Origin of the sequence: Pedobacter gandavensis, from assembly GCF_032677645.1 — a bacterium.
GTDB classification, from domain to species: Bacteria; Bacteroidota; Bacteroidia; order Sphingobacteriales; family Sphingobacteriaceae; genus Pedobacter; species Pedobacter gandavensis_A.
Genome location: NZ_JAVTSB010000007.1, coordinates 138,995 through 156,268, shown reverse-complemented (window position 1 = coordinate 156,268; position 17,274 = coordinate 138,995). Strand labels below are relative to the sequence as shown.

At 40.2% G+C, this 17,274-nt stretch carries 5 protein-coding genes; 4 read left to right on the top strand and 1 reads right to left on the bottom strand.

Annotation, left to right across the window (positions count from 1 at the left end):
* Window positions 1-288: 288 nt before the first annotated feature.
* The gene (locus tag R2Q66_RS13080; protein ID WP_316749635.1) at window positions 289-648 is read right to left on the bottom strand and encodes a hypothetical protein; all 360 of its coding nucleotides are present in this window, start codon (window positions 646-648) and stop codon (window positions 289-291) included.
* A gap of 617 nt (window positions 649-1,265) precedes the next feature.
* Here R2Q66_RS13080 and R2Q66_RS13075 point away from each other — a divergent pair.
* The 4 genes from R2Q66_RS13075 to R2Q66_RS13060 all read left to right on the top strand — a co-directional run bounded on the left by R2Q66_RS13075 (window position 1,266) and on the right by R2Q66_RS13060 (window position 17,238).
* Window positions 1,266-2,477 carry a sensor histidine kinase gene (locus R2Q66_RS13075; protein WP_316749633.1) on the top strand — a complete coding sequence of 404 codons (1,212 nt, stop codon included), beginning with the start codon at window positions 1,266-1,268 and terminating at the stop codon, window positions 2,475-2,477.
* Between the two features lie 3 nt (window positions 2,478-2,480).
* Entirely contained in the window at window positions 2,481-3,233 is a 753-nt protein-coding gene (locus R2Q66_RS13070) for a LytTR family DNA-binding domain-containing protein (protein ID WP_316749631.1), read from the top strand.
* 423 nt (window positions 3,234-3,656) lie between these two features.
* Window positions 3,657-3,821, top strand: coding sequence for a hypothetical protein (locus R2Q66_RS13065; RefSeq protein WP_316749628.1), 165 nt, complete (start codon window positions 3,657-3,659; stop codon window positions 3,819-3,821).
* A gap of 214 nt (window positions 3,822-4,035) precedes the next feature.
* A complete protein-coding gene (locus R2Q66_RS13060) occupies window positions 4,036-17,238 on the top strand; it encodes a gliding motility-associated C-terminal domain-containing protein (protein ID WP_316749627.1) in 13,203 nt (4,400 codons plus the stop codon).
* Window positions 17,239-17,274: the final 36 nt, after the last annotated feature.

The following is a 17,274-nucleotide window of genomic DNA, read 5'->3' as shown; positions in this document are numbered from 1 at the left end:
TAAATATATTTTCTAATATTCTTTCCCATATGGGAAAGATTCCTGTACCGTTTCTCCGCATTACTTTGAACATTTAGATCGTTTTTTAAGGCTTATGGCACCTATTATTGATGATTTAAGTGTCAAAGGTTTTATTTGAATTTGCCTTTGCTCTAGTTATTAATAGCTCAAATCTAGTGAACAACAACCTTATCCGGACTCCCTTTGAACCAAAAATTTGGAAGTAAAGTAATTTATAATTTTGGTTTATGGGCCATGAGGAATTCGCCCCATCGCCTAAACACCAAATTAAGAAAATACAATAACTAAAAGCAAGAAAACAAGCAAAGGACTCAATAGAATGAAATAATAAGATATATGATCAACGAAAGTATTCTTTTCTTCAGTAAGAAAATCCTCTTTTTTATCTACATAATTTCTGTTTACAGATTGCAGAATATAAACCGCTAAAAAATAAAATGGTATATATATATATTTAGGAATATTTTTAAGAAAGGCGCTAAAAAATATGGCTACTACTACAAGCAACTGAACATTAAAGGCAAACATCAAACGAACCGTCCTATCTTTAACCCCTCTTTTATCTTTAGTTCTTGTTAAATAATTAAAAAACCAATCGATTACACTCTTATACGGATTTAAAGTCATAATTAAATTATTCTTGGAACCATACCTAAGTTAATTAAATATATTTGAATAGTCTGTTCGATTGGAGGCAAATTGGTATCTACCACTCCCTTTATACCATCATTTGCACCTGTACCATCTAAAATCGCATAGGCAGTAAGAGCTCCTAAACTAATTATCCATCAAGTGCACCGACAGTAGGTTTGACACTTATACTTTACCAACCTGAAATTTTGTTTGAAATGCATTTAAATCAAATTTAGCAAAATCTAGTGTCATTAATAATGATAGAAAAATGATACAAAGGCTGCTTTATTATTTATAATATATACTAAAAAATTAAAATTCAGTAGAAATATGTACATGAAGGTGATGGGTTACTAATTTCATTTTGAGAAGATTTTTTCTTTTTAGGCCCTATAGGAGATGAGAAGGTTATTAATACAATTATGGTTTTGTATTTGGGCCAAGCGAGTTTAAGAAAAGTCAGTTAAACGAAATATAGTTTATTAACTTAGACTCATGAAGATTCCGGAAGAAACGCAAATTTCTGTTAGATACCAATCCATACCAGTAATTTACCAATTACAAGTTTATTCTGATATGCATAAAATGGATGTTTATAGAAAAATAAACTTATGAAGATATCACTTTTAACATTCTTAATTGGTTGCTTGTACATTTTAAATTCATTTGCCCAACCAAAAAAGATTATTGACACTGCTCAAATTAAACCCATTAAAATATATGAAAGTTATACCGATAGGTCATTAATCGATAATCCAAATAGAACATTCCTAGATCGCTTCACAACTTTATTTCAATACAGAGAGTTTGCTAAAGAGCCAAGTTCTGACATGAAGGTTAACATTGCAAATATTAGTAAAAACACGCGTTATCGGCTATATCTTAAAAACTCAACGAATGGGAACTACATCCTTATTTCTGATCGTTGGACATACAACAAATACGACTCGACCGCTAGCATTTTAGTTGACCGAAAATTATTTAAGAGCCCATTTAGGTACGAAGTGTCCGTTATTCCAATAGCTGAGTTAAAAGGTAAAACTTATATAAGTACAAGCAAGAAAGCAACATATGAAAACCTTTTTGCGAAACCGCTAGCCTACTTTAATTTAAACGAACGCTCCAGAGTAAGACAAAATTTCACATGGTTATCTATCTTTCTGATCCTGGTTCCTCCAATATTCTTCAACGTTAGAAGAATGAAGACTGTAAAAGCCGAAAAAGAAAAAGAAAAGGCCCAGCTTCAATTAGATGCAGTTCGTTCTCAATTAAACCCGCACTTTTTATTCAATGCACTGGCTGGTATTCAAACCCTAATGAACACTAACCAAACCGAACGGGCTAATAGGTACTTAACGCGGTTTGCAAGATTAACCAGGGCTGTTTTAAAAAGTACAGATCTTATCAGTCTGGATGAAGAGCGTAACTTACTGGACGATTACCTTCAAATGGAGCAATTGAGGTTCAATTTTAAATATGAGATCACAACAGATCCCAATCTCGATCTCAATAATGTAGAAATACCCTCCATGTTATTGCAGCCATTTATAGAAAATTCGGTAAAACATGGGATCGCTAGTTTAAGTAGCGATGGACAAATCAATATCGCTATCTTTAAAAATGATAACGACCTCATTCTTAAAATTGAAGATAATGGAAAGGGCTTTGACACCACCAAATCTTATGAAGGTTTAGGTTTCGATTTGAGCACCAAACGGATAGCGCTTTTAAACAAGATATATAAACAAGATCCAATTCTCTTGAGCATGGAATCCAAACCAGGAAAAACAACAATAACTATTACTTTAACCAAATGGCTCTAATTTATGAAAGCGATAATAGTTGATGATGAGCCTGCCAATGTAAAAAACCTTACCATTTTACTTAATAAGTATTGTCCACAGGTAGAGATATTAGGTTCTTCAAACAACAATCAGGATGCATTATCTCTTTTTGAAGCAGATAAACCACATCTTATTTTTCTGGACATCCAACTTGATAACGATACCGGTTTCAATTTGCTCAAGCTGCTCCCGAAGAAAGACTTTGAAGTTATCTTTGTAACTGCCTATGATAACTACGGCATACAGGCTATCAAATTCGCCGCATTAGATTACATTTTAAAGCCAATTGATATTGATGAACTGATATTTGCTGTAAATAAGGCAGAGGTTAAGCTAAAAGAGAAACAGAAAACCATGCAGCTGGATTTTTTGGTAAATCACATTAAACGAGATCACGCTATCCCCCTCAAAATTGCTTTACCGCAGCAAAAAGAAATAATATATGTGTTGTTAACTAATATTGTGCGTTGCGAAGCAGAGGGTACCTACACGTTCTTTTACCTGCAAAATGGCGAGAAAATATTGGTATCTAAAGTGCTTAAAGAGTATGCAGAACTTTTGGAGAATAATGGATTTATAAAAACGCACCAAAGCCATCTGGTAAACCTCACATTTGTAAAAAGCTGGTTAAAAGAAGATGGAGGTATGCTGCTGCTAGAAACCGGAAAGAAAATACCGATATCCAGACCACATAAAGACAAGGTTAAACACCAATTAACAGGATCAACTTTGTAAACTTACAATAACTGCTAAACTACATGATCCAATAATAGCATATCCACAAGCCCCAGTACAGAAACAACTGTTTCTATCGCTGTCCAAACGTTTTTTTTAATGTTAAAACAAAAACCACGAAATACCAATTTTGCAATAAAAAAAAAGGCCTTAGCATAGTGCTAAGGCCTTTTCCTTTATTTTACCCTCTCAGTGTTTTGAGAGGGGCGTACCGTCTCTCCGGATCACTTTGAACATTTAGATCGTTTTTTAAGGCTTGTTGATCCTATAATTGAGGATTTAAAAAGAAAGTATTTTCTAAAATGAACCTGCACTGGACTAATTTTGAACCAAAAAATTGGTTATTAATACAATTATGGTTTTGGCTTGAAAAGCAGACTCGTGAGCAGACAATTTAAAATTGAATAATAAAACACTCATTAAATGCATAAAGGAGAAATACTAATGTATCAAACACCAAACGGAAATACCCAACTGGATGTTAAATTAGATGATGAAAATGTTTGGATTAACCGTCAACAGATGGCTGAATTATCTGATCGTGATTTGAAAACGATAAGCATGATTATAGAGACATTAAATAATTGACTAAAAATTTACCTACATAAACCTGAAAGCAACGCCTAAATAAATAACAAATAATAATAAAAAATAAAACAATAACAGCAACCGACTACAACTCAATAAGATAAACAAAAGCAAATTTATTTTCATTTTATAAACAATATTGATTAGCATTTAATTCATTCTGCCTCAGATATTTTTCTAAAATTTGCAGAATTTTTAATTTCAAATTATCAAAATGCTCTATCGATTACGTTTATTCGTTTCTCTCCTATTCTTTGTACTTTTAGTTAACAATGCTTTTGCTCAAAACTGTACAGTGAATGCCGGTGTTGCACAAACCATTTGTCCAGGCTCTGATTTTATCCTGATTGGAAGTGCTTCCAGTAATTTTGCTTTTAAAAGTGATCCAAAATGGACTCAGATTGCAGGACCTGCTGTCACCCTTTCTACTACTACAAATAGCAACAAAAGTGCTACTGCGATAGTAACCAACTATGTGAAAGGTGTGAGTTACACCTTTCGACTCACTTCTCAGTGCCAGGATGGTTCAACGGTTTTTAACGATGTCGTTTATACCGTTTCAGACTTAAGTACCGCAAATGCGGGTAAAGATGAAAGTCTATGTCCGGGAATTTTTTCATTGAAAGGCTCAGTACTAGCTTCAGGAGAGAACGGAAGATGGACTAAGATTGGTGGAGATCCAAACATGCCAGAACCTGTAAATCCAGGGAATCCAGGCGCAACGTTACAACTTGCCCCATTAGCAGGCCTACAAACCGCAACTTATAGGTGGACGGTAACCAAAGGAGATTGTACTTCTTTTGATGATGTCACTATCACCAACCTGGGCACCCAGCCAGTAACTGCGGGGAATGATCAAAATCTATCCTGTTATCATGTAAGCACCAAAACGAAGTTAAATGGTTCATATGCTGCAAAAACAAGCGGTCAATCGGGAACCTGGTTATTTGTAAGCGGACCATCAATACCCGTAATCGATAATAAAAATCAATTCAATACTCAAGTATCAAACCTCATAGAAGGTAAATATATATTCCGATGGACAGTAAGCAGTCCTTGCTACAACGGCTCTGATGAAGTGGTCATTAATGTGGCTAAAGCAACTCAGGAAATTACTTCCGCAAATGGAAGCGATCAACTTTTTTGTGATGGAAGAACATCTGTGGTCTTGAACGGAACCATCCCTTCTTATGCTGGTGAATTAATCACATGGGAATATCTTAGTGGTGGCAATGGCAGTCCAACCTTTTCCAACAAAAACAGCGCTGTAACCACAGTTTCAGGATTAGACAGTAGCCCGGGAACCGTTTATAGGTTTAAATATACCATTAGCAATCCAGCCACCTCATGTACCAGTGAAGGCATTCATGTTGTTGAATTTAAAACGGCCCCCACAATTACCATTACCACTACACCCAAACCTTACTTTGCAGCATGCGGAGAAGATGCGGTGACAATCAATTACTTCAGTGCAGGAGGTACAAAAACGGAATTTGCACTGGTAAGCGCTCCAACAGGCTCCGCAATTGAGATCAAAATGGGTGGAATCAATAACTATACCCAAGCTATTGAATCGGGAAAACTACTGGAAGGTTTCAATAAAATAGGCATTTATATATTAAGGTACAGACGTGCAACAGAAAACAATGTTGGCGGCTGCTCCGATGCCTATGCGGATATTAAAATTGTCATATCCGGTAATGCCTCTGCTTCCAATGCAGGTACAAGACAAGTATTGGCTTGTGATGTTAAAAACGCGACGCTTACCGGTGCTGTACCCCCAAAAGGAAACGGTAAATGGAGTCAGGTGAGCGGACCAAACACTGCGATATTTGATAGCCCCTTGAATTCAAATGCCGAGATAACAGGCTTAATAAATGGATCATATATATTTAGATGGGTGATTTCAGGTGGAGATGGAGGCTGCTCCAACAGCCAGGCAGATGTAGAGGTAGTCGTTTCTGAAAATGTAAAACCTGTAACTGTAGCCGGAAACCCAAGAACCACCTGTTATGATACCCCGGTAACCTTAACTGGAAATATCCCACTGGAGAATGAAACTGCATTATGGACGGTTTATAAAAACGGACTCCCTGCCACTGAGGTACAGCTTTCAAACCCTACTCTTGCAAATGCAAAAGCAACTGGATTATTGGCAAATACAGCCTATACTTTTAGGTGGACAATTACCAATTCCTGTAACAGTGACTTTAGTGAAGTAGTGATTACTACCACAGCGACCGCTGGTGTGAAACAGGCATTGGCCGGCGCCGATCAATGTTTTCCAGCTGCCACCAATACATTTAATTTAGATGGTAACGTTGCAGGAGCAGGAGAAACTGGTACATGGGTTTTAATATCCGGCCCGAATACGCCTTCTTTCAATGCCAATACATTCAATGCAAAGGTAACCGGCGCGCTTAATGGAACCTACGTTTTTCAATGGCAATTGAGCAATGGAGATTGTGTTGCGACCACAGATCAGGTGAATATCACCATTTCTGATCCAGTAACTACAGCCACTGCAGGAGCAAACCAAAATCTATGTGGGAACGCTACCCAGCTACAAGGAAATCAACCTGGCATCGGAAAAGGATTCTGGACACAGACTGAAGGTGCTGGAGGAGCGGTTATCGCTGACCCTACAGCATACAATACTGAAATTACCGGATTAACAGACGGACGATATAAATTCACCTGGACCATCAGCAATGGTAGTTGTGCAGCAGTTTCTTTAGCTGAAGTGACTATTAATGTATCAACACCTTCCTCTATTGCAGCTGCAGGACCAAATCAGGCAGTATGTAATCAAAACAGTACAATCCTTGCAGCCAGTCCAGTGACCAATGGCCATGGTAGATGGGCTGCCATCAGTGGACCAAATGTACCCACCTTCAGCGATGTCAGCAGTCCAACCAGCACGGTAAGCAACCTGATTTATGGCGTTTACCAATTAGAATGGATCAGCAGCGGCGGATTATTCTGTGAAGACAGCAGGGATCAAATGACCCTAACTGTCAGCAAGAATGCTTATGCCGGTGGGTCTAAAACCCTTTGTAATACAAATACCATTACGCTGGTTGGTAATTCAAACAGTACTGGTATCTGGACTGTAAAAAGCATTCCTGCAGCTGCATCAACACCAACGCTACAGACAACAGGGAGCAATGGTGCAATTGTTACAGGATTAGTTCCGGGAGTATATACTTTCACTTATACCATCGCCGCATTAAATGGCTGCCCGGCAACCAGTGATGATGCCACTTATACCATCTCTGCCCCTCCTACTATTGCAGAAGCAGGAGCAGATCAGGACAGGTGTAGTCCAACCACCACGATTGATCCTTTTCAGCTTGCCGCAAATCAAGCCGTTTCCGGAACAGGAAAATGGACACAGGAGAATGGCCCGGCAGGTTCATTTTCAGATCCTTCGGACAGGAACTCTACTTTTAGCCCTTCAACAGAAGGTGTATATCTATTGAAATGGGAAATCAGTAATGGCGATTGTAAAGAATCATCATCAAGCAGTGATTACCTAAAGATTTCTGTTTCTTTTCCACCAACTACTGCTCAGGCAGGTGCCAACCAATTATCAGCCTGTACCGACAACGTCTTACTACAAGGAAATACGCCATCGATCGGCTTTGGTACCTGGACCATAGTTTCTATACCTTCAGGTGCCCCGCAACCAGTTATCGACCAGCCCAATAATGCACTAAGCATCGTGACTGGAATCGTTCCAGGTGGTTATACTTTTAGATGGACCATTACTAACGGTAGCTGTACCCCATCCAGTTCAACCGTAAACATTACAGTGACTTCAACTCCGCCGAAAAAAGCGGTTGCAAATATCGATCAATTCCTTTGTGTGCCTACCCAAGCTGGTCAAACTTCTACTGCGCTTAGCGGAAACCAACCTACCGGAATAGAAACCGGTTTATGGGAGATCATTTCACCAATTCCAACTACTGCTACATTTGCAGATGCAACAGTTTACAATACCACCATTAATGGATTAACGGTTGGTTCTTATACCTTAAGATGGACATTAACTAATGGAAGCTGTCTTTCTTCCGATGAGATGGTCATTAATGTACTCCAGGAATCAACACCAGCAGTGATTACTTCCGGCAATCAAACCATCTGTTTATATGAACCGCTTACTTTAACCGCAAATCCGGTGACTATCGGGATCGGCACCTGGTCTGTACAGAACAAACCAAGTGGCGCACCAGAACCTGTTTTTGAGCACATTAATGACAATATTACCAAGGTATTTGGTTTATTGGAGGGTCAGTATACCTTTAAATTCAGTACTGCTAATGGACAATGTAACCAGTCTGAAGCCACAGTAACGATCACAGTAACCAAATTGCTTAGTACCGCTATTGCCGGACTGGATCAAACCACTTGTTTTAACGCTCCCCTTACCTTAAAAGGAAATGGGCCAGCAGCAGGAGAAACCGGCACATGGACAGTAACCAGCGGTCAGCTAGCTACAGATTATGAATTCAGCAATCCGAACTCGCCAACAGCGACATTCAAAGGTAAAGTGGAAGGCCTGTTTAGCTTAACCTGGACCATTAACAATATCGCCTGTGCGACGAGCAGTTCCTTAAATATCACCGTACAACCAGCGTTAATCAATAATAGCATTAGCAGTACAGTTACTTCTGTTTGTGAAGGAGGAACACCACTCCTTAAAGGCTCAACTCCAACTGGCGGTGCTGGTGAAAATACCTATCAATGGCAATTGCTGGTTAACGGTGTCTTTAATGATATTGCCGGAGCAACCAATCCTGATTATACGCCAACGTTAAGCAATACCAGTATAGTTTCCGTTACCAACACTTATAACAGAGTAGTTAGATCCGGAAACTGTGCCGTTCTTAACAGCAATTCCTTGTCGATCACCATTCCTCCTACGATTAAAGGCAATACCCTAAGCACACCAATTACAACCTTCTGCTTCACTGGCGACCCAACAGTCATCAAAGGCGGAATCACTACAGGTGGAAACGGTACTTATGCTTACCAATGGCAACGTTCTTTAAACAGTACCACTGCCTATACAAATATTCCAGGTGCAACTTCCGCAGATTATGATCCGGAAATATTGCCTGACAACCTAACAAACGGAAACCAGGTTTACCGGTACAAACGCATAGTAACCTCTGGTGATTGTACATCGGAAACCACATTAACCATTACGGTTTATCCAAAACCTGCATTAACCAGTGTGACTACCACAAGTGTTTGCAGCAATACGTTATTCTCATATACGCCAACATCTGCGGTAACAGGCAGCACATTTATCTGGACCAGAGCTAAAGTCAGTGGTATTGTCAATGAAGCGGCAACAGGAGCAGCTGCGATTTCAGAAACCCTGGTGAATACCACCGCAGCACCTGTCACTGTAAAATACAGTTATACCTTATCGGCTAATGGATGTGAGAATCCAACCAAATTTATAGTGGATGTGATTGTTAACCCAAGTCCTATTGGAACCAATGAAACCATCAAAACTTTAACTTGCGGCAATTCGGTATTCAATTATAGGTTACAGGACAATATCGACAAAACTTATGCGATACCAGCCACTTTTACCTGGACGGTAGCAGCAAATGCGAACGTAACTGGTCAGCGTGATTCCAGCGGTGATATCATCAACCAGACTTTAAAAAATAATACCAGCACAGTTCAAGAAGTGATTTATACCGTCTCTCCTACTTCAAAAGTACCGGGTGCATGTGTTGGAAAATCATTTACTATAACAGTGACTGTTCCGGTTTGTGAAGGCATTACCATTGATAAAACCACAACCAAAATAACACCGGTCACCAAAGCAGGTGATCAGATCCCTTATACCATTGTAATCAAAAACACCAGCAATGCCGATCAGACCAATGTAAAGGTAACTGATCCATTTTTAAGTCCTCTTCCATTAACCAGCCCGGTAAAAACCGGCGGGAATACGGACAATATCTTAAACATGGGAGAAACATGGACTTACAGCGGAATTTATATCGTAACGCAGAGCGATATTGACAACAATGGTAGACCTGCATTCAACAGCGGCCAAATTTTAAATACAGCTACGCTGACCTCTGACCAGCAAAAAGCACCACTTACTGGAAGTACCACGGTAAACATCAATGCAGTTACTGCATACACGATTGTGAAATCAAGTGCAACGACTGCCATCACTAAAGCAGGTCAAATCGTTCCTTATGAAATTGAAGTGAAAAACACCGGAAATACTTCAATTAGCAATATAATAGTGAATGACCCCATGTTGACCAATATTCATCTGTTTTCTGGTGACGCGAATATTAACCAGAAACTAGACCTGGGAGAAACCTGGATTTTCAGGGGTAGTCATACGATCACACAAACGGAGCTGGACAACAACGGGAACCTACTGCCAGCTGGCAATGGTATCCTCCGAAACACAGTTTCAGTAACCGGACAAAAACCCGATGGTACATCCGTATATCCAGTACCTCCAACTGCGGAGAAAAACATCCCAATTGTATCTGCAGGTTCATTTACAGTAAAAAAATCAAGTACCACTACCCTAATCACTAAAGCCGGACAAATTGTTCCGTTTAGCATTACAGTAGCCAATACCGGCAACGTAGCCATCAGCAATCTAGTGGTTACCGATCCAATGTTATCCAACCTGAGCTTATATAGCGGCGACATCGCCCCGGCAAATCTTAAACTGGATGTAAACGAAACCTGGACCTACACGGGCAGCTATACCGTTACGCAGACCGACCTGGACAATAACGGCAAACCACTGCGCCTGTCTGGAAACCTATTGAATAATGCGACTGTTTCAGGAGTTTATCCAAATGGGACACCAGATACAAAAACATCAAATGATGTGGTGATTCCAATTCAGCCATTCGTTGCTTATACCATTGAAAAGACTGCGGACAAAACAGAAATTAAAATTGCCGGAGAAACAGTAATTTATACCATTAAAGTAAAAAATACGGGAGATGCAGCCATCAATAATATTCAGGTTGCAGATCCAATGCTTGTATTAACCGGTCCTGCTGGCGATGGCGGTATTTCGAATATTTTAGACAAGGGGGAAACCTGGACCTATACCGGTACTTATACCGTCACTCAAAATGACATCGACAGGAATGGAAATAATCCCATACATGTAGGTACATTAAGTAATACGGCTACCTTAACCGGCAAAAAGCCAGATGGTACCCTAACTGACCCAATCAGCAGTACTCAACTTATCCCTATAAATACATCTTCCTCATTTACGGTAATCAAAACTGCTGATAAAGCCGTGATTACCGCAGCGGGGGAAAGCGTTACGTATACCATTACGGTTAAAAACACAGGTTCGACTGCCGTTAATAATATAATCATTACTGATCCAATGTTGACTTTAAGCGCTCCTGTTGGTGATGCAGGTGTACCGAAAGTGCTAGATGTGAATGAAACCTGGATTTACAAAGGAACTTATATCGTATCTCAGGCCAACATCGACAACCAGGGCAACCTTTGTCCTGATGGACAACTGAGCAATACTGTTAATGTAACGGGTAAGAAACCTGATGGTTCAAGTGCAGGGTCTGTAACTGATATCCTGGAAATCCCAATCTTACCAGCCGCTTCATTCAGCTTAACAAAAACCAGTAATGTCACTGAGGTAACTAAAGTGGGTGACCTGATTACCTATACCGTTTCCGCTAGAAACACAGGTGTAGTTGCCATCCATTCTCTGGTTATCAATGATCCGATGGTAAACCTGATTTATCAAAATGGAGACACCAATACCGATGGTAAACTGGATCTTGCAGAGATCTGGACTTATAGCGGAACCTATACAGTAACTCAAACCGACATAGACCGTCATGGTAACTTGATCACCATTGGAAAAATGGTGAATACAGTAACCGGAAATGGCAGAAAACCCGATGGCACCTTGCTTGCTGATGTATCAGCGACAAATCAGGTAGACCTGAAATCTAAGGCGCAAATGTCTGTTGTAAAAGCAAGCACTGCTACTGCAATTACCAAAGCTGGTGAAGTGGTACCTTATACCATCTCTGTCACTAATACAGGTACAGTAGCAGTTTCAGATGTGAAAGTAATTGATCCTTTACTCAGTGCAACACCTCCAATACTTCATAGTGGTGATTTCAATGCGAACAATAAACTAGATGTCAATGAAACCTGGACTTATACTGCTAGTTATACCGTTACTCAAAATGACATCGATCAGCATATCAACTCGGGCTTCTTACTGAACACCGCAACTGTAGAGGGAACCTCACCAAATGGTGCAGTTACTCCAGTTACCAGTAATGAAGTAAAAACGCCTATTGTTGCTAAAGCTGCTTATACCATAGAAAAAAGCAGTACCACAACCAGCATCAAAGCTGCAGGAGAAGAAATCACCTACTTCATCACAGTTAAAAACACAGGCGATGCAGCCATCGGAAATGTGCTGGTTAAAGATGCCATGTTTGGCCCTACAGCACTCCTACCGATCAGTGGTGATGGAAATGCCAATGGAAAATTAGACTTATTGGAAACCTGGAATTATAGTTTTAAATATTTAGTAAGCCAGTCGGACATTGACAATAACGGAAATACTACCACCCAAGGTGTACTGAGCAATACGGCTACTTTAAACGGCAACCACCCCAATGGAGCAGCCCTTGCACAATCTAGCAGCACTAAAATCATTCCGCTTACTACAACGAGTATGTTTACGCTGGATAAAACCGCTGATAAAGCTTCGGTGAGTAAAGCAGGTGAAATAGTTAATTACACCATTACTTTAACAAATACCGGGACAGAAGCCATTAGTCAACTGAAGGTGGAAGACCCATTACTAAGCCAAAGTCCGTTGATACTTACTTCTGGTGATTTGCTAAATCCTGGAATACTTGATGTATCAGAAGTCTGGGTTTACAACGGGACTTATACCCTTACTCAGGCAGATATTGATGAAAAGAGAAATCTGATCAATGTGGTTACCGCTACAGGTACAAAACCGGATGGCAGTAATGCAGGTATCGTGAGCTCAACAAATGTGGTTCCGATCCAACCGGTGACTAGCTTTACTTTAACAAAAAGCAGCAATGTGAACAAGGTCACTAAAGCCGGTGATCCGGTCATCTATTCCGTTGTTGTTCAAAATACAGGTACCAGTGCCATCAATAGTGTGGTGATAAATGACCCGATGGTTAACCTTAGCTACTTAAGTGGTGACTTAAACACGGATGGTAAACTGGATGTATCAGAAAGCTGGACATATACCGGTACTTATACCGTTACTCAGGCTGATATTGATCAGCATGGAAATGGCATCATTGCAGGAAAATTAGTGAACAGCGCAACAGCATCCGGAAGAAAACCGGATGGAAACAGTATTCCTTCTGTGAACGCGAACACTTCACTAGATATCGTTCCGGCTCCAGCCATGACCGTTAAAAAAGCAAGTGCTACAAAATTGATTACAACTCCAGGTCAGATTGTTACTTATGCCATTACAGTGGCAAATACTGGAACAGTGGCTATTGCTGATGTTCAGGTAAATGATCCAATGCTTAACGGCATTAGCCTTTACAGTGGTGATGTGAATGGAAACTCAATAATGGATGTCAGAGAAACCTGGACCTTTACGGGCACTTATACCGTAACACAAGCCGACATTGATGGTTTTGGAAAGCCGGTCTTAAATTCGGGAAACCTGGTGAACACTGCCAGTGCTTCAGGAAAACTACCTAATAATGATCCGATCAGCGGAACCAGCAACACGGTAACGATTCCTATTGAAGTAATTGCAGCATATTCAGTAGAAAAGAGCAGCAGCACGACGGAAATTAATGTTAGCGGTCAAACGGTTCCTTATACCGTAGTCGTCACTAATACTGGCAAAGCAGCTATCAATCAAGTGCTCTTAGTTGACCCAATGCTTCCTTTAACACTAATCAGTGGTGACCTGAACAATAACCAAAAATTAGATGTCAATGAAATCTGGACTTATAAAGGAACCTATGCGGTAAAACAAAGCGATATTGACAACAATGGAAATACAGCAGTCAAAGGTGTATTGAGCAATACCGTTACCTTAAATGGCAAAAGCCCTAATGGAGTAAGCCTAGCGCCAATAACCAGCAGCAAGGTAATCCCATTAAATACCAGTACCCTATTTAGCGTGATAAAAACCGCCGATCAAACCCAGATCAGCAAAGCAGGTGATATCGTTAACTATACAATCTCTGTAACCAATACAGGGGCGGCCTCACTCAGAAAAGTAAAAGTGAACGATCCCTTATTGGGTGGTTTAATTGCTTCACCAACAACTGGTGATCTGATTAATCCGGGAATATTAGATGTAGGCGAAGTTTGGAATTACAAAGGTAGTTATACCGTTACTCAAGCTGATATTGACAGAAATGGTAAAGTTTCTGGTAGCTCTGTCCTTTCTTCAAACGGAAAGCTCATCAATATTGTGCAGGTATCAGCCGAAAAGCCAGATGGGAATCCTGCAGGAACAATCACTGCAATTCATGAATTACCTATCAATCCTTCTGCCACATTTACACTGACAAAAACCAGTAATGTGAACAAAGTGAGCAAGGCAGGAGATCCGGTGATCTATACCGTTGTTGCAAAAAACACCGGACTAAGTGCGATCAATACTTTTGTAGTAACCGACCCAATGGTTAACCTAATTTATCAAAGTGGTGATACAAACAATGACGGCAAACTTAATGTAACAGAAAGTTGGACTTACACAGGAACTTACCATGTAAGTCAGGCAGACCTGGATAACTATGGCAACGGTATCACTGTTGGAAAATTGGTGAACGTAGCAAGCGCGACAGGTAGAAAACCTGATGGCACCTTAACCAATACCGTGAATGCAATTGCCAATGTAGACATCATTGCTGGCAGTAACATGACTATTGTTAAAACAAGTAGCACCACAGTGGTGAATAAAGCCGGACAGCTGATTCCTTATTTAATTGCTGTAGCGAATACCGGAACCAGTACCATTTCTAATGTAATAGTAAGCGATCCGATGTTGGCAGATCTCCTCATGATTCATGGCGACAACAATTCGAATAACAAATTAGACGTGAATGAAACCTGGACTTACACTGGTAGCTATTTAGTAACTCAGGTAGACCTGGACAATAATGGAAATACTATTATTAGAGGAAAACTGAGCAATACAGCAACTGTAACAGGAAGTAAACCGGATGGTACTTCAACCGGAACAATTAGCAGTACAAAAGATATCCCGGTACTCCAAAAGACAGACCTGAATTACACAAAAGTCGTTACCGGACAAGTGGGTTATATCGCTGGACAAACTGTTACTTATGAACTTAAAGTGACCAATACAGGTAATACGACATTAACAAACATTGTACTCTCGGATAACAATGCGGTGATTACCAATGGATCTCCAATTGCGATTCTTAGTCCTGGACAGACTGCATTGGCTACAGCCGTTCATACGTTAACGCAGGCAGATGTTGATGCTGGAAAAGTAATCAACCAGGCCAATTTAACTGCAAAAGATCCAAATGGAAATCAACTGACTGCAAAAACTGATGATCCATCTACTCCAACCTTAGGTGATCCGACCATTGCTCAGATCGTTTCACCGGGAAGCATTACCCTGGTTAAGACGGCCATTTTAAGCGGCGATGGAAATACCATTACCTACAACTTTAGGGTTAAAAACACCGGTATCGTTACTTTAAGTAATATCGTTATCAGCGACACCAAAATTGCAGGTATTATCCTGGTTAGCCCAGCGATTCTGGCACCTGGACAAACTGGCACCGCAACGGCAACATATACGGTCACATCCATAGAGAAAGTAACCGGCCAGGTGAGTAATACAGCGATCGTAACCGGAACTAGTCCAAATGGATTTAAAGTAAACGATGTTTCCGGAACAAACGCAGATAACAACACCCCTACTCTAGTTAAATTACCAAAAATCAGTGGTAAAAAAATGGTAACTGATGCCAATGGAAACAAAATTATTGAAGCCGGTGAAACTTTAACCTATCAAATCCAAATTAGCAATGATGGTGAGGTTGACCGAACAAATGTTAGTGTAAGTGATCAAATTCCAGAAAACACTAATTATGTAGCAGGAACTGCAGACAATGGTGGTATTGTTAACGGAAATGTGATTAACTGGAATAACCTAACGATTCCAGCTAACAGTAACCTGATCCTAAGTTTAAAACTAACTGCAGCATCGGAGCTACCACTTGGACTTACAAAAATTACCAACATCGCAAGTATTGTAGATCCATCACTTCCCACTGCTCCAATTATGGTGGAAACCAGCTTACCGGTTGAAGGTAAACTGGAAAGCATAAAAATCGTTACCGATGTTAAAGGAAACAAGGATGGTGTTGCACAGGCTAATGAAATCCTAACTTATACTATTGAAGTTAAAAACAGTGGAGGCAGTACTTTAACGGGTATTAACATCAGTGATGCCATCCCGGCAGGTTTGAAATTCATCAATGCTTCCGCTAGCCATAGCGGTGTCTTTAAAGAAGCCAGCAATACCTTAGAATGGTTAGTTGATCTTGCTCCAGATGCGATCATCAAATTAAGCTTTGATGCGCATGTTGTTTCAGACGTAAACACTTTATCCAGCATTAAAAACATAGCTAAAATTTTGAGTCCAAACGGCCAGATACTGAGTCCGGAAACCACTATTTCTACAGATCCCTCAGCTGACCTTAGCATTAGGAAAGAAATGCTGACCACAGGTCCGGTTAAAACTGGTGATCATGTGGTTTACAAAATCACCGTAACCAACAATGGCCAGAATAAAGCTACAGGTGTGAAGGTTAGCGATGTCCTACCAGGTACACTTGATGCCCCTTTTGAACTGGTAATGAGTAAAGGAACCAGCAATTACGTCAACACCAGTAAAACGCTGAACTGGAGCATTGGAGATCTTTCATTAAATGAGCAGCTCACACTTACCTTCAAAGCAAGAGTGGTAGCTACCGGGACACTGGTAAATACTGCTACCGTAACAGCTGATCAGCCAGATCCGAAGCCTGACAATAACTCTGCCGCTTCCGGTGGACTGGAAATAGGTGGTGAGGATCTTTTCATTCCAAACTTATTTACCCCAAATGGTGATGGTAGGAATGATGCTTTTGAAATCCGGGGTCTGGATCAGTTCCCGGAAAATGAACTGGTGATTGTAAACAGATGGGGCAATGAGGTATTCAGAACGACCAACTATCAAAACAACTGGACTGGAGAAGGATTAAATGAGGGTACTTATTATTACCTGTTAAAAGCCAGAAAAACAGGATCAGGCCAATGGAAAGTATTCAAGGGATACGTTACCCTGGTTCAGAATTTTAAAAAATAGGCTTTAAAAAATCAGGAAGACCATGCCATAATATGG